Source organism: Hymenobacter metallicola, from assembly GCF_004745645.1.
Classification (GTDB): domain Bacteria; phylum Bacteroidota; class Bacteroidia; order Cytophagales; family Hymenobacteraceae; genus Hymenobacter; species Hymenobacter metallicola.
On the sequence record NZ_SRMB01000001.1, the window covers coordinates 127,978 to 146,841 of the forward strand.

The 18,864-nt window shown below is 60.0% G+C and carries 13 protein-coding genes; 3 read left to right on the top strand and 10 right to left on the bottom strand.

Annotation, left to right across the window (positions count from 1 at the left end):
• Nucleotides 1-74: 74 nt before the first annotated feature.
• The 3 genes from E5K02_RS00580 to E5K02_RS00590 form a co-directional block, all read right to left on the bottom strand.
• Entirely contained in the window at nucleotides 75-2,825 is a 2,751-nt protein-coding gene (locus tag E5K02_RS00580; RefSeq protein ID WP_135391366.1) for a S8 family serine peptidase, read from the bottom strand.
• 470 nt (nucleotides 2,826-3,295) lie between these two features.
• Nucleotides 3,296-3,625 carry a hypothetical protein gene (locus E5K02_RS00585; RefSeq protein WP_135391367.1) on the bottom strand — a complete coding sequence of 110 codons (330 nt, stop codon included), beginning with the start codon at nucleotides 3,623-3,625 and terminating at the stop codon, nucleotides 3,296-3,298.
• Nucleotides 3,626-3,635: 10 nt separating this feature from the next.
• Complete coding sequence (locus tag E5K02_RS00590) at nucleotides 3,636-4,343, bottom strand: hypothetical protein (RefSeq protein ID WP_135391368.1); 708 nt, start codon at nucleotides 4,341-4,343, stop codon at nucleotides 3,636-3,638.
• A 59-nt stretch (nucleotides 4,344-4,402) separates the two neighbouring features.
• Here E5K02_RS00590 and abc-f point away from each other — a divergent pair, with 59 nt between their 5' ends.
• Complete coding sequence (abc-f, locus tag E5K02_RS00595) at nucleotides 4,403-6,292, top strand: ribosomal protection-like ABC-F family protein (protein ID WP_135391369.1); 1,890 nt, start codon at nucleotides 4,403-4,405, stop codon at nucleotides 6,290-6,292.
• 187 nt (nucleotides 6,293-6,479) lie between these two features.
• Here abc-f and E5K02_RS00600 read toward each other — a convergent pair whose 3' ends face one another.
• From E5K02_RS00600 to E5K02_RS00620, 5 genes are all read right to left on the bottom strand, one after another.
• Nucleotides 6,480-7,469, bottom strand: coding sequence for a hypothetical protein (locus E5K02_RS00600; protein ID WP_135391370.1), 990 nt, complete (start codon nucleotides 7,467-7,469; stop codon nucleotides 6,480-6,482).
• Between the two features lie 339 nt (nucleotides 7,470-7,808).
• Complete coding sequence (locus E5K02_RS00605) at nucleotides 7,809-8,492, bottom strand: hypothetical protein (RefSeq protein WP_135391371.1); 684 nt, start codon at nucleotides 8,490-8,492, stop codon at nucleotides 7,809-7,811.
• A gap of 226 nt (nucleotides 8,493-8,718) precedes the next feature.
• Complete coding sequence (locus E5K02_RS00610) at nucleotides 8,719-10,542, bottom strand: cytochrome c peroxidase (protein WP_135391372.1); 1,824 nt, start codon at nucleotides 10,540-10,542, stop codon at nucleotides 8,719-8,721.
• Nucleotides 10,539-11,456, bottom strand: coding sequence for a leucine-rich repeat domain-containing protein (locus E5K02_RS00615; RefSeq protein WP_135391373.1), 918 nt, complete (start codon nucleotides 11,454-11,456; stop codon nucleotides 10,539-10,541). The genes E5K02_RS00610 and E5K02_RS00615 overlap by 4 nt, the downstream gene beginning before the upstream one ends.
• On the bottom strand, nucleotides 11,456-13,117 hold the full coding sequence (locus E5K02_RS00620; protein WP_167856225.1) for an alkaline phosphatase PhoX: 1,662 nt from the start codon (nucleotides 13,115-13,117) through the stop codon (nucleotides 11,456-11,458). Before E5K02_RS00620 ends, E5K02_RS00615 begins: the two co-directional genes overlap by 1 nt.
• Before the next feature lie 191 nt (nucleotides 13,118-13,308).
• Here E5K02_RS00620 and E5K02_RS00625 point away from each other — a divergent pair, with 191 nt between their 5' ends.
• The gene (locus tag E5K02_RS00625) at nucleotides 13,309-14,649 is read left to right on the top strand and encodes a type IX secretion system plug protein (protein ID WP_135391375.1); all 1,341 of its coding nucleotides are present in this window, start codon (nucleotides 13,309-13,311) and stop codon (nucleotides 14,647-14,649) included.
• Nucleotides 14,650-14,908: 259 nt separating this feature from the next.
• On the opposite strand, the gene E5K02_RS00630 is transcribed toward E5K02_RS00625, so the two are convergent.
• Nucleotides 14,909-16,135, bottom strand: coding sequence for a hypothetical protein (locus tag E5K02_RS00630; protein WP_135391376.1), 1,227 nt, complete (start codon nucleotides 16,133-16,135; stop codon nucleotides 14,909-14,911).
• The gene (locus tag E5K02_RS00635) at nucleotides 16,116-17,111 is read right to left on the bottom strand and encodes a DUF2157 domain-containing protein (RefSeq protein WP_135391377.1); all 996 of its coding nucleotides are present in this window, start codon (nucleotides 17,109-17,111) and stop codon (nucleotides 16,116-16,118) included. The genes E5K02_RS00630 and E5K02_RS00635 overlap by 20 nt, the downstream gene beginning before the upstream one ends.
• Before the next feature lie 208 nt (nucleotides 17,112-17,319).
• Here E5K02_RS00635 and E5K02_RS00640 point away from each other — a divergent pair, with 208 nt between their 5' ends.
• Nucleotides 17,320-18,774 (top strand): M48 family metalloprotease, encoded by a 1,455-nt coding sequence (locus E5K02_RS00640; protein ID WP_135391378.1) that lies wholly within the window; start codon nucleotides 17,320-17,322, stop codon nucleotides 18,772-18,774.
• Nucleotides 18,775-18,864 lie beyond the last annotated feature (90 nt).

An 18,864-nucleotide genomic window follows, 5' to 3' on the forward strand; every position in this document is an offset into this window, starting at 1 on the left:
ACTTCGAGGCTTTAACCCGAAAAGGCCCGACTCATTGAGTCGGGCCTTTTCGGGTCCGGAGAATGTTGGTGCGCTTAGTGGGTTACGACTACGCGGCCGGTTTGCGTTTTCTGGTTAGCCTGCAGCTTAAAGAGGTAGGTGCCAGCGGGCAGCTTAGCCGCGTCCAGAGTCTGCTCGTGGTAGCCAGCCGTTTGCTGGGCTTGTAGCACGGTTTGCACTTTGCGGCCCATCATGTCGAACAGCTCCAGCTGCACGGGGCCTTCCTGGGCGAGGCTGTAGCCAAGCACGGCCTGGGTGGCAAAGGGGTTCGGGGCTACGACGGCCTCCATGGCCACGGCCGTTGCCGTAGTGCCAGATGACTGCGAAGCCGGGGCAGTAGTGGCTGCATCCACCGGGGCCGACGTCCACTGGTCGTGGGTGCGGGTCACAATTACGGCGAAGTCGGCGCGCTTTACCGGCTGGCTGGGCTTGAAGGTGGCGTGCACGGTGGGCTGCAGGTCGTAGGGGCCCTGGGTTACGCTGTAGTAGGCATTGATGATGTTCATGTCCAGGGCTACCTGCACGTAGCCCGCCAGCCCGGCCGGAATCTGGGCGGCGTCTTCAATCGGAATGCGCTTGCCGTTTACCTCTACCGTCAGGGCGCCAGTAGCTTGCTGGGCCTTGTTCTGCAGGCCCAGGCTTTGCACCAGCGAATACGTCAGGCTGGCCCGTGTTACGGCCTGCTCGGGGCCAAAAGAGCCGGGAGCCACTTCCTTCATCACCCCGTTCTGGGCATAGTTCCGGTCGCGCAGGGCCGCGCCCGGGGTGGTTACCGAGGTAGCCAGCAGCTGCTGGGCCGCGCTGACGTCGCCGAAGGGAGCGGCACCGTTCAGGGGCAGAAACTGCCGGATAGCCTGCCCCATGAGCAGGTAGTCGGCCAGCTGAATGCGGGTCAGGTTTTGGTCGGGCTTAAAGCCGTTGGACAGACCGTCCATCAACCGCTTGCTGATGGCCATTTCAATGGAAGCCTTGGCCGGGTGTGTGGCTACGTCGGTAAGGCCGGTAGAGCCCTGGGCCTGGTTGAGCGAGATGGTGCCGTTTACCGTCTCGGGCAGGGCCACGCCCTGCAAGCCGTCCAGGCGCACGGTCCAGGTGCCGGCTTCGGGGCTAGCCACCGCTACGGCCCGGCCGGGGCTGGTGGCGAAGAGCACGGAAATGCCCGAGGCATAGCGCTGCCCGCTGGGCGAGAGCAGCACCAAGTTGATGGGGTTGCCGGTTTCGCCCAGCAGGCCACTGACTTTGCAGCTCACTTCCAGGGACGTCGTGCCGGCCGGCACGCTAAAGGTGCGGCTGTTGGTAGCGGCCGTGGCGGGGCTGTAGTTGATGGAGAAAGTCGAGTTGGCCACGGCCGTATTCACGCTGCTGAAGAAGGTGCGGTCGGCATTGACGGTGGGGCCGTAGCCGGCCAGGCGGAAAGCCCGGTCGACGGCGGCGTAGGCATTAGCCATGCCGTGGCCCGTTTCCCACGACTCGCGGTTGGGCAGGTTGGTAGCGGTTTGTTCCAGAATTTCCTTTACCTGCAGGGGCGTCAGGCTGGGGTTGGCGTCCAGCATCAGGGCCACAATGCCGGCCACGTGCGGGGCTGCCATCGAGGTGCCCGTGAGGGTGGTGTAGTAGGGCAGGTGCGCCGGGGCAATGGTTTCGATGTCCTGCTGGGTGCTGAGCACACCCACTGGCGAAACCGTGCGCGTCGAGACAATGTCGGTGCCGGGGGCCGTTACGGTCGGCTCATCGCGCCAGGTAAACGACTGGCCGTCCTGGGTGAAGGAACCGCCCACGCCCTTGCGGCCCCGGGACGAGGATGGCGCCAGCACGCCGGCTTTGTCGGAGTTGGCCACGCAAATAACCCAGGGCGCTTTTTTGTAGTTGCCGGTAATCGTGCCCGAGCCTGAGCCCGAGTTACCAGCCGAGAATACCACCACCATGTTGCGGTCCACGCAGCGCTTGGTGGCTATTGTAATCGGGTCGGCCGGGTTGACGCTGGTGGCAATGTCGCTGGTGGTGCCGAAGGAGTTGGTGATAACGCGGATGTTGTACTGAAACTGGTGCACCAGGGCGTAGTCGAAAGCGCCCACGACGTCTAGTATAAACAGGCCAGCTCCCGTGCCGTAGCCAATCAGGTCGGCCCCGGGGGCCACGCCGGCATACTTGCCGTTGGAAGCGGCGCCCGTAGCGCCGACGATGCCCGCTACGTGGGTGCCGTGCCCGCCGGTCTGGTCGGTGTTCGGCACGTCTTCAAGGTAGGTAATGGGCAGCATCGGGTCCTGGGCGTTCAGGTTGGTCGTGCCCAGCACGTTCTGCTTCAGGTTCTGCCCCAGCTTCAGGTCGGGGTGGGTGCCGTCGATGCCGCTGTCGTTGACCAGCACGCCGATGCCCTTGCCCGATACCGGCAGCCCCCCGTTGCGTTGGGTGAAGCTGGGCTCCAGACGCACCTTCTGGGCCCCGGTCAGGGCGGTGGCCCCGTCATTATCCCGCTGCAGGGAGCGGTTCAGATAGACCGACACCACGTTGGGGTTGGCGGCTAGCTGATTGATTTGGACCGTAGTAGCCAGCACGCCGGCCACGGGCAGGGCGTGCATGGTGCGGCCGTGGGTGATGCCCAGCGTTTTGAGCAGCTGCAGGTCGGAGGCGGATGGAGCGCCTTCTCCCCGGAAAGTGACTACCACCTGGTGCAGGGTCGTGGCATTAGCCAGCGCCGACTGCAGGTGAGAGTCGATGAAGGCCTGAGAAAAAGCAACGGCGGAGCTGCCCATCCAGAGCAGCATGCCTAGTAAAGTTTTTTTCATAAATGGAGAGGCGGTGGGCTTTATGAAGATTTCATGAAGAGCTACGGCACATCTCCCCTAATGGATTCCGTTTTTTTAGAATATTTTTAAGGATTCAATATTAAAACTCTGTATTATATGAGGAATTAGCAGTAACACAATACTTTTGTTGATGATATAGTAAAATATGTTTCTTTGAAATATCATAGTGCTCGAAAACCGCGCAGGACAGTAAATCCAGGAATAGATATACTTCGCGCAACTATCCAGATGCCCTGGCTTCGACACTGTGGCCCAAGGCACCACGGATAAGTTTGACCTTTCCTAGAAAAACGGCGTCCACGGATACTGGATGATTATGCCCGGGTAGAATACGCTGATGACCGGCTTTACTGCGGGTTCTACCTGCCCGGCGCTCTTGTGGTGGTTCCGCTGCCGGAGCTGCGGCTGGAATAGGTGGAGGATTTGAGGTAGTGTAAAGGCTTAGAAGATTAGCCGAGACAATATGCGGTTGACAGCCCTAGAAAAACGGCTAGAGCAATGATCCACAACGCGAATGTCGAAGGTTTGACGCTGCTGAAAACTTGTGCCAGGAACAGGCAATAAGCAATAAGAAGTGTCAATGCTAAGGCTGCTAGCCAATAAAGCAACAAATTAGAGAGTGAACTGCCACTGGTACTTAAATAGCCAATGGTGAGCGGTAGCTCGCAGCAAAGCATAAATACTGGCAGAGTAATTTTCCAGAAGCTTTTCGGCTTATCAGGCTTTGTGCCGATTGTGGCTGCATCAAACAGAATGGTGAAGAGGTCTAGAATATTCATTATTAATAATTCATGTAAGGTTGAAGTACTCAAGAGTAGAGTGGGTATAAATGGCATTATACAATTGCTTTGAACAGACGAGTAGCAGCCAACCGGCATCTTCCGGATGCCGCAGGCACCACGAATGGTCGGCGGCAAAGACATAGCTAGGATAGTCTGGGTCGCGCTGCATGATAGGGCTTAAATCGGCTGCTATTCCGAGTTCGAGCCAGTCTACTACATCGTTATCATCAGTAAAACGGTAGTTGCCGTCATCTATGGTGCCGTAAAAATATGTTGGCGTGGTAGCACCCTGAACGGCAACCAATTCCTGAACAAAAGCAGCTTCCAAAGCATTACTGGAGCCCAGGTTTGGCGGCCAGTGTCCGTTGTACTGCTGTCGAATGGCAGCAGTGTCAAAAGATGCGTTGTAGGGTACGCCCAGACTGGTAGCAATTTCATGATAGGTAATTGGCTCCAGATTTTCAGGCGCTGGGAAACCACCCACAATCTGATAGGTATTCCAGAAGTTTACTCTATTATTCAAGGCCTCAATAGACCGGGTGGAAAAGGAATAATCGGCCAATGGAATGCGCCGGTCGATGCCCAGTGGCGTCAGAATTTTAAGATAAACGGCGAAACCTGGCGGTAAAGCTTCCTTCAAGGGCGACTCATGACGAAGCGTTGAAGCGGATAGCCAATCGACTTGATGCTTTATTGTAACTGATTGTAAACCCATACGCTATAGTAGCGCTCAGAAACCCGTACCTTTGCGGCTTCAAAGCCCCGCAAAGTAGGATGATTTCCATTACTGACCTCGATTTTCACTTCGGCTCCCGTACCCTCTACGACAAGGCCAGCCTCCATATTAAGCCCAAGGATAAGATTGGCCTGATCGGGCTCAACGGTCGGGGCAAATCCACGCTGCTGCGCATTCTGGTGGGCGAGTACAAGCCCGACGGCGGCAGCATCTCCATGAGCAAGGACGTGAGCCTGGGCTTTCTGAACCAGGACTTGCTCAGCTACGACTCCCACGAGCCCATCCTGATTGTGGCCATGCAGGCCTTCGGCGAGGCCCTGGAAGTGCAGAAGAAAATCGACGAGGTGCTCGTGGAGTTCGAGAATAACTACACCGACGACCTGGTCGAGAAGCTAGCCGACTTGCAGGAGCGCTTCGAGGCCCTGGGCGGCTATACCATGCAGGCCCGCACCGAGGAAATCCTGGAAGGTCTGGGCTTCACGACCGAGGAGCTGCAGAAACCGCTGAAGCAGTTTTCGGGCGGCTGGCGCATGCGCGTGATGCTGGCCAAAATCCTCTTGCAGCAACCCTCCCTGCTGTTGCTCGACGAACCGACCAACCACCTGGATCTGCCCTCCATCAAGTGGATTGAAAACTACCTGGCCGGCTACGAAGGCGCCGTGATTATCGTGTCGCACGACCGGGAATTCCTGGACCGCACCACCAACACGACCGTGGAAGTAACCGGCGGCAAGCTGGTGCCCTACGCCGGCAACTACTCATTCTACCTCGAAGAAAAAGAGGAGCGCAACGCCATTCAGAAGGGTGCTTTCGAAAACCAGCAGGCCCAGATTCGCCAGGCCGAGCGGTTTATCGAGCGGTTTAAGGCCAAAGCCTCCAAGGCCAAGCAGGCCCAGAGCCGGGTAAAAGCCCTCGACAAGCTGGAGCGCATCGAGGACGTGGCCGCCGACGACGCCAAAGTGAACATCAAGTTCAACTTCACCGTCACGCCCGGCCGCCACATCCTGCGCATGGAGCACGTGGGCAAGAAGTACGGCGAGAAGCTCATCTTCCGCGACACCCACGTACACATCGAGCGGGGCGACAAAATTGCGCTGATCGGGGCCAACGGTAAGGGTAAATCCACGCTGATGCGCCTGGTGGCGGGGCAGGAGGCACCTACCAGCGGCACCCACCAGCTGGGCCACAACGTCATCATGTCGTTCTACGCCCAGCACCAGCTCGAGAGCCTGCGCATCGACAACGAGATTCTGCAGGAAATGGTGGAGGCCGGCTCCAAGCGCACCGAAATGGAACTGCGCTCGGTGCTGGGTTCCTTCCTCTTCACCGGCGACGAGGTCTACAAGAAAATCAAAGTGCTCAGCGGGGGTGAGAAAAGCCGGGTGGCCCTGGCCAAAACCCTGATTTCGGAGGCCAACTTCCTGCTGCTCGACGAACCGACCAACCACCTGGACATGCAGTCGGTGAACATCCTGATTCAGGCCCTGGACCAGTACGAAGGCACCTACATCGTGATTAGCCACGACCGGTTCTTTGTGGAGAATGTGGCCAATAAGATCTGGTACATCGAAGACTACCAGCTCAAGGAGTACCCCGGCACCTACGCCGAGTACGAGCAGTGGCAGGAAGACCGGGAAAAGGCGGCCAAGAAGGCGGGGCTGCCCTCGCCGTCGGCGCCCAAGCCGCTGCCCAAGACCGAGCCGGTAAAAGAGGCCACCTCCACCAGCAACTCCAAGCAGAAGCGGGAGTTAGCCGAAGTAGAAACCCGCATTGAGCAGCTGGAAAAAGAGCTGGCCCAGTACGAATCCCAGTTGGCCGACCCGGCTATCTACAACAATACCGCCCAACTCAAGGATGCTACGCTGAAATTTGAGCAGGTGAAAAAGGAGTTGACCGCCCAAAACAAGCGGTGGGAGGAATTGGTGTAAGCAACCGCCCGAGTCCCAGAAGCCACGCCCGGTCCTGCTTGCGTCGTAGCAGAGCCGGGCGTGGTTTTTAGGCCAAGCTACCATGCTGGGAATGCAGTGTGCGCAGGGCCACACCGAACCGGAAATCCCCGTAGCTACCCAAACGGGCGGCTGCGGGGATTTTCAATTTCAAGCTCAGAAAGGGCGGCTACGGGTGGTTCTGCTTTACCAGCACGGTGTTGTCCAAGCCATTTTGAATGGTATTGCTGGATTGGCCACTGGCTCCCTGGAACGTTTGGGCGCCGTTGCGGAGGCCGTTCTGCTCTTGCCGGGCCAGGTGGCTGTTGCCGTCCTGGTCGATGTAGGCGTTGTTCTGGGCACTAAAGGCGCCGCTGGTGCCCTGGCCTTGGTAGGCCGCATTGTTGTTGCCTTCTTGTTCGATGGTAGCCATATTGAAACTGGTCGACCCGTCGGCTTGCTGCTGCTCCGCCTGGTTGCGGTTCCCGATCTGCGTCGCTTCGGCCCGGTTGTTCATGCCGCCCTGCTGCTGGAGCAGCACGTTCTGGTTGCCGAGCTGCAGGCCGGTGGCCGTGTTGGAGCCGCCCTGCCGCTGGGTCGACTTATTATTGTTGCCCGTCGAGGAAATGCTGGCAATGCTGCCCAGGCCCGCCTGGGTCTGGACCGCGTCGTTGTCGTTGCCCAGCTGCGTGATAGTGCCTTGGTTTACCCGGCCCTGCTGCAGCTGGCTGCCGGTGTTGCGGTTCCCAACTTGGGTAGCCAGGGCCAAATTACCGCCGCCGGTCTGGTCCTGCACGATATCGTTATTGTTGCCGACCTGCGTTGCTACGGCCCGATTAAAGGGACCAATGGCTTGCTTTTGACTAATGGTGTTTCGGTCGCCGAGCTGAATGGCATTCATCTGGCTGGATGCGCCTCCCTGGTCCTGGGTCACTGTATTACGGTTGCCCGATTGAGCAGCCGCAGCCGTGTTCTGACTGCCGCTTTGGGTTACGTCCAGTCGGTTTCGGTCGCCGAGCTGCAAGCCGGTCGAGCTACTGGTACTGCCCACCTGCATCACCTGGGCCCGGTTGTCGCCGCCGCTTTGCTGCAGTGCGCTGGTGTTGTTTTGGGCGTGGGCACTGCTGGCTCCCAGCAATAGCGCGCACACCCCCAGTAGGGAAGGGGTAAGACTTCTCATAGGATAAGGGTAGGAGTGAATGTATATCCCTAAGTAAATAATAATTTTACAAATAAATATACAAATAATTAAAAAATATAGCTGTTCGGTACGCTAGCTGAAAAGTGCTGCGGTGCTGTTTGAGCAGGCACCACCTACCTCAATTGTCCTGATGACCAAGGAAAAAAGGGGGGTGAGGTATTGAAAAAGTAAGTTTCTAACCGGCCCCGAAGAACCGCCGCAGCGCAAATTGCAGCGGTTCTTCGGGGTTATTCAGATTCACGAGTTGTTGCGGATAAGCACTTGTGTAAAGGTGAGGTTCAGAGGAATTATAAAATGAGCTTCCGCCTAATCAAGTATTCAATCGGCCGGTGTAATCAGCAACCTTCTAAAATACGCTTCTGTGCCCGAGCCCACCCAAAGGCCGACGGCTCCCCTGGAAGTTGCGCCGTGCTTTAAGTCGGAGACAAGTAAGCAGGGCTGCGAAGCCTCGTTGACATACAATCTGGCGGTACCGTTTTTTACCACGATTTTTACTTTCGTCCATTTGCCTACCTCCAAGTCAACGTAGGACTCATACTTCTCGGGAGAGTCCTGGCGTAGCTTTTGCCACGGAAAGTCAGGGTAGGAAATGTATTGCACCGAATGGTTTCTGCGTACCTGGTCTTCGGCTCGTCCGTTGGTCGGGCGCAGGTAGAGGCATTCGAATTTTGTATCGTCTTCGTTGATTCTAAAGGCAATGCCAACAAAGCCCCGCGCAGTTTCGGCAGCAGTGTCCAAAGGCCGGCCCGCTACTTCGACCTCGATGGTGCCGTTGTGAAAAGTAACCTCTGGCAGCTTGGCATATTTCAGCTCCGGAGTAATTACCCGCGCCGTATCCGCGACCCTTACTGATTTTTTGCCCTGGTACGTTGCTGGCTTCACCTGCACGTGCACCGCCGTCAGACCGGCGGTGGTAGTCAGGCTATAAAGCTTCCGACTTTCCTGGCCGTAGGCGGCACAACAGATTGTCAGCCAATACAACGTAACCAGGTAGCTTTTCATTCTCTACGGGTTGGCTCAGCACAGCTCACTGCGTGGGTTGTACCGACGGAGACGGGAATTTCAGCACCGTTGCTACTCGGAATTTACGCAAAATCCTGAAGCTCGGTGCCCCCTCATGCCCAAGACCACCGTCGTAGCCGTGCGATGCCATAGCGCCGCGGCATACCGGGTGTTGAGTGGGAATGTCTTTCCGTTACCTACCCCGACCTGCTTACACCGCTAGCCGCTAATAGGCTACTTCCCGCGCGTCGTTGAGGGCCTTGATGAAGGCAACAACGGCCTGTTGCTCGGCGGCACTCAGGTTCAGCTTGTCCTCGCCCAGCGTTTGGTTGGGCACGGCTAGGCCCAGGCCCGCCCCACCGCCTTTGTTGTAGAAGTCCAGCACTTGCTCCAGCGTCTGGTACACGCCGTTGTGCATGTAGGGAGGCGTAAGGGCCGCATTGCGTACCGTGGGCGTTTTGAAAGCGTGCCGCTGGTGGGCAATGCCGTAGAGGCCGAATTTACCCGCGTCGGCATCTAAAACCGGGTGCAGCGTATCCGCGGTAGCCGGTACGCCCAGCACTTCGCTTTCGGCCTTGTCGTAGAGTGGGGGCACCGAGCCGTTGAACAAGGGCATGTAGTGGCAGGTGCCGCACTGGGCTTTGCCCATAAACAAGTTGAACCCCAGCACTTCCTGCCGGGTCAGTACGGTCGTGTCGCCGCGCATGTACTGGTCGAAACGGCTGTTGAGGCGTACCAGGCTGCGCACGTACGCCGCTACGGCCCGGCGGATATTTCGCTCGGTAAGGGGCTGCTGCTCGGTGGCAAAAGCCTGGGTAAACAGCTTGCCGTATCCGCCTTTCTTGCGCAGCAGGGCGGGGGCCTGACTGAGCTGCCCGCCCATTTCCGCTTTGTTCGAAACAACGGCGTGCACCTGGTCTTCCAGGAAGTGCACCCGGCTGTCGGCAAACTGGTCGGGCTGCAGGGCGGCGTTGAGCAGGGTGGGCGTGTTGCGCTCCAGCTCCGAGGCCGCCAGCAAGGACTTGTTCACCCGCAGTCCGTCGGTGTAGGCGCGGCCGGGCACGTGGCAGCTGGCGCAGGAGCGGCCCCCGCGGCCCGACAGCAGGGGTTCCTGAAATAAGGCAGCCCCCAGGGCCAGCACTGCCGGGGTGGGCGGGGCGGCATCGGCCGGGGCAAAAAAGGAGGCTTCAAAAGCGTCGGCTTCGAAAAAGCTGCCGGCCGCCGGCCGCACCGCGCGCCGGGCCGCTACCACCGGAATCTGCAGCTGCTGCTGGGCCTGGCGTAGCGTCGTCAGCATAGGGGTGAAGTGGCGGACAAAAAAGCCGGCCCGGTTGAAATTGTCGAAATCGGTGCCGGGCGCTGCTACGGCGGCCTCACTCCGGCGCAGCTGGCCGAGTAGCTTTTCGGGCACGGCAAACAGCGCGAGTACTTCGCGGGTGGCCTGCAGCGTCACGGCTGCTTCGGGCAGGGAGGCGTGGGCGGCGGGCGAATCGAAGCCGGAGAGGCCCTTGGCGGCCAGGCGGTAGAGGTTCAGGCGCAGGGCATCGAATACTTCCGCGTCGGAAAAGCTGAGCAGGGGCACCTGCTGTTCTAGGTGGCGCACCTCGAAGAGCAGGTTGTCAATTTCCTGGTGAATCAGGTCCTGGGTAGCGCGGTCAAGGGCCGGCGCAGCGTACACGTATTCCTCCAGCACCTGAAAGCCCGTGGCCGGAATTACCTGACCAGGCTCACCGGGCTCAGTCTCGGGCAGGTTGGCCCCGTTAAGGCGCTGGGCCACGTGCGGGAAATAGTATTCCACCGCAAACTCCAAGTGCTTATACTCGGTGCGGCAAGCCGCAAACTGCCGGCGCAAGGCAGTCGTATCGGCCTGGTAAGCCAGCTGCTGGAAGTGGGTCAGGGCCGCGTGCAGGCGGCGCAGGTGGTGGGTGTAGTGGTCTTTTACCTGGTCGGCAGGCGTTTTGTGCAGCACTGCAAACGAGAACAGCACGCCTGCCAACCCCAGCAGCAGGGGCCGGATCAGGGATTGGTAGGGCAAAGGGCGGCGGGTCATTGAAAGTAAATTTTAGCACCCGGCAGCCGGGCTTCAGCCTCCCGGCAGGCCTGGGGAGTAAAGGCATTGCCCTTGACAATGATAGTTTTCAGCTTTTTGAGCTTGCCCAAGGAGCGGGGCAGGGCCGTCAGCTGGTTGTCGTTGGCAATCAGGGTTTCCAGATTGTGCAGTTGGCCCATCGTCTTGGGCAGGGTCTTGAGCTGGTTGCCCGACACAATGAGCACCTTCAGCTCCCGGCAGCTCCCGAGGCTGGCGGGCAGCTCTTCGAGCTGGTTGTTGGCCAGGTTCAGCTCCTCCAGCCGGGTCAGGGTGCCGAGCTGCTCGGGCAGGTGCTGGAGCTTGTTGTCGTTGAGGTAGGCGTAGCGCAGGCGGTGCAGGCGGCCCAAGGTAGCGGGCAAGAACAGCAGCTGGTTGTGGGAGCTGTCGAAGTACTCGAGCTGGGCCAGTTGCCCCAGCTGCTCGGGCAAGGAGGTGAAGTTGTTCCAGGCCGAGAGCAAAAACCGCAGGCTGTCGAGGCCTCCGATGCTGGGCGGCAGCTCGGTCAGGGCGTTCTGGTCAATTTGCAGCTGCTGCAAGCGGTGCAGGTTGCCCAGCGTGGGCGGCAAATCCAGCAGGCCGTTCTTGTTCACAAACAGCACCCGCAGGCTGTCGAGCCGGGTTACCGATTCGGGGAGGTGGCGCAGGTGGTTTTCGTGGGCGTACAGGCGGCGCAGGCCCGGTAGCTGCGCCAGGCTGGCGGGCAGCTGCTCCAGGCCCTGGCCCCGCAGGTTCAGCTCCCGGATGCAGCCCGGGCGGCTCAGGGCATCGGTAAGCGTGAAAGCCGCCGGCGTAGCGCACTGAGCCAAACAAGTGTTGCCCTGCAGACTCTGCAGGGCAACAACGAGTAGAAGAAAAAGAGCGGGGAGTTGCCTCACTACTGCTTAATGAAAGTACGGGTCGTGGAAGTGGTAGGCGTGGTCACGACCAGGGTGTAGTGGCCGCCGTGCAGCTTGGCTACCGGCACCTTCAGGCGGTTCAGGCCCTGGTTCAGCACGGTGCTTTGCTCCAGTACGCGGGCCCCCAGGCTGTTGAATACCTGTAGCGTGGCGGCTTCCTTGCGGCTGCTGCTCAGCTCCACGGTCAGCTCGGTGCCGGCGGTGGGGTTCGGGAATACGTCGGCCTGGGCTAGCTCGGGCTGGCTTTTGGTGGTGCCCAGCGTGGTGCCCAGTACACCTTTGCGGCTGATAACCAGCGCCGTCGACTTATTGAACACGACCGATTGACCGGCTGCGTCGGTAGTTGCCAGCGTGTTGGCGGCGTCGGGGTTCTGCATGGAAATGAACATGAATTTCTCGTCGGGCGAGAAGGTCATGCCCGTAGGTTCGCAGCCGGCGGGCGTCACGGCAAACAGTTCCACGGCCGGGTTGGCTTGGGTATGGCAGGGCTTAACCACCCACACGTGGTTGCGGCCACCGTCCTGCAGCACGTAGAGGTTGCCCTGCGAGTCGAAGGTCAGGTTGTCGTTGCCGGTGCCCCAGGCTTCGTTCACGGTAGCCGTGCCGTAGTTGATAGGGTAGGTGCGGTTGGTAACGCCGGGCGAGTTGCCCACGAAGACTTCGAAGCTGCTGACCGTAGCCCCGTCAGTGAAGCGGTAGGTGGTGCCGGGGCCTTTGGCCGTGAAGTACACCTGGCCGGTTACCGGGCTGATTTCAATGTCTTCCACCCCGTTGAAGCTGGTAGCGCCCAGGGCCAGGGCCAGGTTGGAAGTGTTGTTGCAGTCGGCCGGCGTGCCGTTGGGAACCTGAATCCAGGTGCCGGTGGTGGCCGTGCCGATAGCGCCGTCCAATTTTAGGGCATACAGCGTACCCTCGGCCAGCTTATCGGCCGTGTTGGCGACGTACTTGTACACAAAGCTCAGCGTCGAGCCTTCGTCGGCTCCTTCGTATACCGTTTTGCGGTCGGGCGCCACTACGATATTTTCGTGCTTGAAGCGGCCCATTTTCCAGAGCTTGTCGGGCTTGCCGTCGCCGTTCTGGTCTTTCACGGTACGGGTAGCCGGGTCCATTTCCACGTTCCAGCCAAAGTCCAGGTACACGTCGCCGTTGCTGTCGGTCGGGGCCGTGGGTGTGTTTTCCTCGCAGGTAATCACCGTGTTCCAGGGCGTGGTACCCCCCGAGCAGTTGTTGAACGTGCCCACTACCGGCCCAAAGTTGACCGGGTTCTTGGCCGTCACCTGCCACAGCTTGGTAGTAGGATTAAAAGTCAGATCCAGCATGCTCACCCCCGAGGTAGCGGCCGAAGAGCCCTCGTGGTTGATGGACAGGTAGCCGGTGTTGGTGCCCGCGGGCACGTAGCCCGTAAAGTCGAAAGACTCTTTCACGTTGCCCTCGGCCGGGGTGGAGTAGGCCGCCCCACCCTGCACCAACATCTGAAAGGTGTGGGTGGAAGGCAGGCGCAAATCCTGGGGCTGGGTAGAGGGCTGCACCGAGGTGAAACGGCTGATGTGGTCGGCCGGCAGGGTAGGGCAGGAGCTTTGCGCTAGGGCGTTTCCACCGCTGAGCAGCGCGGCTGCCAGGAGAGTAGGAGTGTATTTCATAGGAGCTTGCGTGGTGGTTGAATTGCGCCGCAAGTACGCCATGCATTATTTCGTCTGGTTTACCACTGCGTTAAGAGTAAATCACCCGCCGATGATGAAAATGTTACCCGGCCGCGCCGGGAAATATTGCCGCCCTTGATGCGTTGGGGCCGTACCATCGTACACTGAAAGTTCGCGCTATCTTCGCTTGTATGCCCCATTCCTCTTTTTTAGCTTCTGTGCTGCTGCTGGCCACGGCCTGTGTGCCCCTGGGTACGCCCATTACCGACCCCAATGCCGCCCGCGGCGGCCAGCAGCGCCCCCCTGAGTACTACGCCGACAAAACCCTGCGCTACGAAGACTATACCTACAGCCCCGACGTGCGCTCGGTGCAGTGCTACGTGGCTACCGGTCAAAATACGGAAATATTTCAGCCCCCCGTAGTGCCTCTTAGCCAGCAGCAGCCCATTGTGCTGGAGTTCGACCTGCTGGGCAGTGGCTCGGAGCGGCTCACGGCCAAGCTCGTGCACTGCGACGCCGACTGGAAGCCTTCGGTGCTGACCGACATGCAGTTTCTCAACGAGATAAACGAGTTTCTGATTACCGACTACCGCACCGGCGTCAACGTGAAAGTGCCCTACTACCACTACCGGATGCAGGTGCCGCGGGTCAAAATCAGCGGCAACTACCTGTTGGTGGTGCAGGGGGCGGGCAACACCCCCGTGCTGACGCGCCGCCTGCTCGTGTACCAGAGTGGGGTGGAAATAGCTATTCGGCAGGGAATTCCGGTGGCCGGGCAAGAGCGCTACACAATGCAGCAGGTCGACTTTTCCATTGGCTACGGGGGCACCAACCTGGTGAATCCCAGCCAGGAGGTGAAGGTGATGCTACGCCAGAACTTTCGCTGGGACAATGCCAAAACGAACCTGCGCCCCACCTTTGTGCGCGATGCCGAGCGCCGGCTCGACTACCAGTACTTCAACTTTGAAAATGCCTTTCCGGCCAGCAGCGAGTTTCGCTACTTCGACATGCGCTCCTTGCGCGTGGCCGGGGCCGGTATTGCCGAGCTAGACCCCACCGCCGCACCCCGGGCCGTGCGGCTGAGCCCCGAAGCAACCCGCAACGGGCAGGCCTATTCCCAGTTCGACGATATCAACGGGCAGCGGGTCTTTGAAAGCCGGGAGTACGGCAACGGCGCCACCAACGGCGACTACGCCAACGTCACCTTTCAGCTGCGGGCCGCCCAGCCGGCCCCGGGCCCGGTCTACGTGTTCGGGGCCCTCACCGACTGGCAGCTCAAAGACGAGTTTAAGCTCACCTACAACGCCGAGCAGCAGCAGTACACCGGCACGGCCCTGCTCAAGCAAGGCTACTACAATTATTACTACGTCGTAGGCAAAACGGCCGGGGCGCCGGATGATGTCTACTTCGAAGGCAGCCACCAGGAAACCGAAAACCAGTACGACCTGCTGGTGTACTACCGCCCGCCCGGCACCCGCGCCGACCTGCTCATCGGCTACCAGATGCTGGACGTGAACAGCCGCCGGCCCTAGGGTAGTGGTGAGATGGTAAGTTGTCGTTCTGGCCTTACCTGGTGGCTCCTTGTTCCCTGTCATGGCGAACCACGCAAAGCCATCCGTCCTCTGAAGTGTGCTGAGTGCCCTAAAGTGAAAAGCCCTAACGCCTGCGCTAGCGTTAGGGCTTTCTGGTAAAAGAACGTTTGTCACGAGCAGCGGACGGATGGCTTCGTCCTGCGTCCTCGCAAGGACACGTTTATTTGAACGACAACCTGCTAGCTCACTAGTTTCCCACCTAATACTGGCCCTCAGCCCCGCCGCCACCCGAGGAGCCGCCGCCGAACTGGAAGCCGGGTTCGTGGGGCTGCATGGTCGTCTCCGTAACATGGGCCATCACCAGCGACTCCAGATTCAGCTGGCTGAACGCGGAGGGGCTGTCGGCGGGCTCGGAGGTGAGGCCGTGCCGGGCCGGGCGCAGGTAGCGCAGGGCCCAGCCCGACAAGGCTATCAGGAAAACGCCGCCCAGCGTGAGGGCCCATTCTGGCGGCAGCACCGAGCGGTAGAAGCGGTAGGTGAAGATGGAAAAAGCCAGGCTCAGCAGCCCCGCGTAGAGCACCAGCCGGTCGGCGCGCCGCAGGCCCTGGTAGAGGTAGAGCAGGGGAATGCCCACGGTAAAGAGGTAGAACAGCGGGGCAAAGGGAATTTGGGTTGAAACGTCCTGGTTGTTGAGCAGGGCATTGCCTTCGCGCACCATCAGGTAGTTGCCGGCCAGATAGAAGCAAGCCAGTGTTAGGGCTTTGACGGTGCGCACGGCCGGGCGGTAGTAGAGGTAGTCGGGGCGGCGGGTCAGGCGCTGCAGCACCCAGTAGCTGCCGGCGCAGGCCAGCATCAGGGCAAACGGCAGCAGGGCCTTGCCCAGCGGCAGCCGGAGCACCACTACGCCCACAATGTCCAGGTAAAGCAGGAAAGCTAGGGCGGCGGCCAGCGGATCGGCGTAGCGGACGATAGCCAGTAGCATGGCCCCGGCCAGCAGCACCAGCAGCGGCCATTGCAGCCCAAGCTCCTGCAAATCGTCGATGTCGACGGTATGGGGCAGCAGCAGGCTGTAGCTGATAACCAGGGCCACGACCAAGTAGCTCACGCCCAGGTAAAGCAAGGCGTTGTCTACTCCGGAGCGGTAGAGGTGGTTAGTCGAAATAAGCCGCTCCAGCAGCAGCAACGAGCCCCCGCCGCAGAGCAGGCAGCCCAGCAGCACCCGCGCTTCCTCCGAGCCGCTCCGGTATTCGCCTATACCCATCACGGCCAGAAACACCAGCCCGGCCGCCGTTATATTGGCAATCCAGGTGAAAATGAACAAGGCAATGCGGATGAACAGGTGGGGCTCATAGAATCCGCTGGGAAACGCCGGCCGGATAGCCTGCACCTGCTCGGCGGTCAGCAGGCCGCTTTTGCCCCAGCGCCGGGCCGTGTCCTGCACCAGCCGGTTGAAAATCCACTCCTCGTTATACGCCTTCTTGCTCATGGCTTCCCACTATTTTCTTCAGATTCAATAACAGCAATATCACCGCCACCGTCGACAGGGGAAAATACACGAAGCCCGTCACTTCAAAGTCCCGGTCCAGTTCGGCCAATTGGAAGTAGAGGTAGGTTACGGCTATGTAGCCATACAATGCTCCCAGCAGCACAAACACGTAGGAGTGGGTGCGGCGGGCGTACCAGTACAGGGCCGCACTGAGCCCAATAATCAGCAGAGCGGCCAGCACGGGCGGCAGAAAGCCCGGCTCGAAGCTGTTGCGGAACATGGTGGTCAGCAGGGCTACCAGGGCCAGGTTGCTACCCAGCAGCAGATAGGTGTAGCCAAAGTGCTTTTTGCGGTCATAACGCTCCGAGGCCAAGCCCACGGCCGCCAGCCCCAGGCCCAGCACTATGGCTACGGCATCGAGGTGGGGCAGGGCGTAGTTGTTGGAGGTGAAGGCCGACACCGGCGCTATGGACACGCCCACCCAGGCCGCCAAACCGGTAATGGCCATCGACAGCACCCCGCGGTGGTCGAAGCGGTAGGCGCAGCCGAAGAACACCAGCGTGGGTAGCAGCACCAGCAGGCCGTAGCGCGTGCCGAACACGTCGTACTGGTACTGCAGGTAGCCCAGCAGCGTGAGCAGGGTGAGGCAGCCCAGCAGCAGGGCGTAGTCGGCACTGGCCGAGTTGCGGGCGGCCTGCCAGGTAAACGGCTGCCGCTGCCGGTGCGCGTAGGCGAAGCCCGCTGCCGAAAGTAGGGCAATGAGGGCCACAATCACGCCGTGGCCCAGCGAGTCGATGTTCTTATAAATGAGCAGGCCCAGGCCGGTACTCAGCAGCGTGACACCCAACGAGAGCAGGGTGCGCAACTCGTAGTACAGCGAAAAGGGCTTGTTCCGCTCGTACACGCGGATGGTTTCGGCCTGCTCGGCCGAAAGCAGGTGCAAGGATCGGAGTACCCCTAAAATCTTATCAGTCATGAAGAAGTATACAAGTGCCAGGAGGGAAGCAAAGCCGCATCACCGGGCAAACATAGCACTTTCACGGAGGTCAGCTGATTCTATATAGGCCATATGGCATATTTGTGGCTAGGTTTGCCCGTCGAAAGCAGCCGCCGCAAGCTGCGCTGTAACCAAACCCTAGGTGAAGCGTTGCAGCAAAACACGACTCTCACTCCGCCACCCACCCATGAAACCAACCCTGCCTCTTGCAACTGCTTTACTGCTGGCTTCGGCCTGCTCTACCAACCCCGTTACCGGCAAAAAGGAAGTCATGCTCGTCTCGAAAGGGCAGGAGCTAGCCATGGGCCAGCAGTCCGACCCAGCCGTGACGGCACAGTTTGGCCTGTATCCGGACCAGAAGCTGCAGAACTTTATCAACGAGAAGGGCAAGGCCATGGGCGCCATTTCCCACCGCTCCGACCTGACCTACCAGTTCCGCGTCGTCGATTCGCCCGTTATCAATGCCTTTGCCATTCCCGGGGGCTATGTCTACTTCACCCGGGGCATTATGGCGCACTTCAACAACGAGGCCCAGTTTGCCGGGGTGCTCGGCCACGAAATCGGCCACGTCACGGCCCGGCACTCGGCCAAGCAGCAAACCAACGCCATTATCGGACAGGTGGGCCTGATGGGCGCCATGATAGCCTCGCCCAAGCTGGCCCAGTTTGGGGAGCAGGCCGCCCAGGGCATGCAGCTGCTCTTCCTCAAGTTCGGCCGCGACGACGAAAGCCAGTCCGATGAACTCGGAGTGGAATATTCCTCGAAAATTGGCTACGATGCCTCCCAGATGGCCGACTTCTTCCAGACCCTGCAGCGGGAGCAGGAGAAAAGCGCGGCCCAGCCCGTGCCCGACTTCTTGTCGACCCATCCCAACCCGGCCGACCGCTACAACCGCGTGCACCAGCTGGCCGCCCAGTGGAAGCAGCAAAACGGCAACCCGACCAACCTGAAAATCAACCGGGACCAGTACCTGCGCCTCATCGACGGCATCGTGTACGGCGAAGACCCCCGCCAGGGCTTCGTGGAAAGCAACGCCTTTTATCACCCCGAGCTAAAATTCCGCTTCCCCGTACCCGCGGGCTGGAAGCACCAGAACACGCCCCAGCAGTTTCAGATGGCCGACCCGGCCGGCAAGGCCCTGATGATGCTGGCCCTGGCGCCCGGCACCTCCCTGGATGAGGCTGCCCAGGCCCTGGTCAAGCAGTTCAGTCTGCAGCCCACCGACTCGCGCCGCACCACCGTCAACAGCTTCCCGGCCCTGGCCTTCGTGGCCGATCAGGTGCAGCAGGACCCGCAAACCGGGCAGCAGGTAGCCGGCATCCGCACCATGGTTTACCTGATTCAGGACGGCAAAACCATCTACGCCCTGCTCGGCGCCTCGGCCCCGGCCGACTTCCCCAGCTACCAGCCCACGTTCAGCACCACGATGGAAGGCTTTGCCCGCCTCACCGACCCCGACAAGCTCAACCGTAAGCCCGAGCACGTGCGCGTCAAAACCCTGAAGCTGCGCAGCTCGCTGAGCCAGGCCCTGAAAAGCAACGGCGTGCCGGATGCCCGCCTGGAGGAAATGGCCATTCTCAACGGTATGCAGCTTAACGAGCAGGTCAATGCCGGCTCCCTGATTAAGGTGGTGGGCAAGTAGGGCCAACCCTGGTTGCAGTAGGTTGGCAGGTTTTTTGGCTTAGGTCCTTCATCTGCCTCTACTACCAGCAGCCAGGGTGATGGTTCACCC

Excerpts from the sequence above, each read along its gene's own strand:
- E5K02_RS00625 (WP_135391375.1), top strand. The coding sequence starts at position 13,309 with ATGCCCCATTCCTCTTTTTTAGCTTCTGTGCTGCTGCTGGCCACGGCC.
- E5K02_RS00640 (WP_135391378.1), top strand. The coding sequence starts at position 17,320 with ATGAAACCAACCCTGCCTCTTGCAACTGCTTTACTGCTGGCTTCGGCC.
- E5K02_RS00600 (WP_135391370.1), bottom strand. The coding sequence starts at position 7,469 with ATGAGAAGTCTTACCCCTTCCCTACTGGGGGTGTGCGCGCTATTGCTG.
- E5K02_RS00580 (WP_135391366.1), bottom strand. The coding sequence starts at position 2,825 with ATGAAAAAAACTTTACTAGGCATGCTGCTCTGGATGGGCAGCTCCGCC.
- E5K02_RS00630 (WP_135391376.1), bottom strand. The coding sequence starts at position 16,135 with ATGAGCAAGAAGGCGTATAACGAGGAGTGGATTTTCAACCGGCTGGTG.
- E5K02_RS00610 (WP_135391372.1), bottom strand. The coding sequence starts at position 10,542 with ATGACCCGCCGCCCTTTGCCCTACCAATCCCTGATCCGGCCCCTGCTG.
- E5K02_RS00585 (WP_135391367.1), bottom strand. The coding sequence starts at position 3,625 with ATGAATATTCTAGACCTCTTCACCATTCTGTTTGATGCAGCCACAATC.
- abc-f (WP_135391369.1), top strand. The coding sequence starts at position 4,403 with ATGATTTCCATTACTGACCTCGATTTTCACTTCGGCTCCCGTACCCTC.
- E5K02_RS00605 (WP_135391371.1), bottom strand. The coding sequence starts at position 8,492 with ATGAAAAGCTACCTGGTTACGTTGTATTGGCTGACAATCTGTTGTGCC.
- E5K02_RS00635 (WP_135391377.1), bottom strand. The coding sequence starts at position 17,111 with ATGACTGATAAGATTTTAGGGGTACTCCGATCCTTGCACCTGCTTTCG.
- E5K02_RS00620 (WP_167856225.1), bottom strand. The coding sequence starts at position 13,117 with ATGAAATACACTCCTACTCTCCTGGCAGCCGCGCTGCTCAGCGGTGGA.
- E5K02_RS00590 (WP_135391368.1), bottom strand. The coding sequence starts at position 4,343 with ATGGGTTTACAATCAGTTACAATAAAGCATCAAGTCGATTGGCTATCC.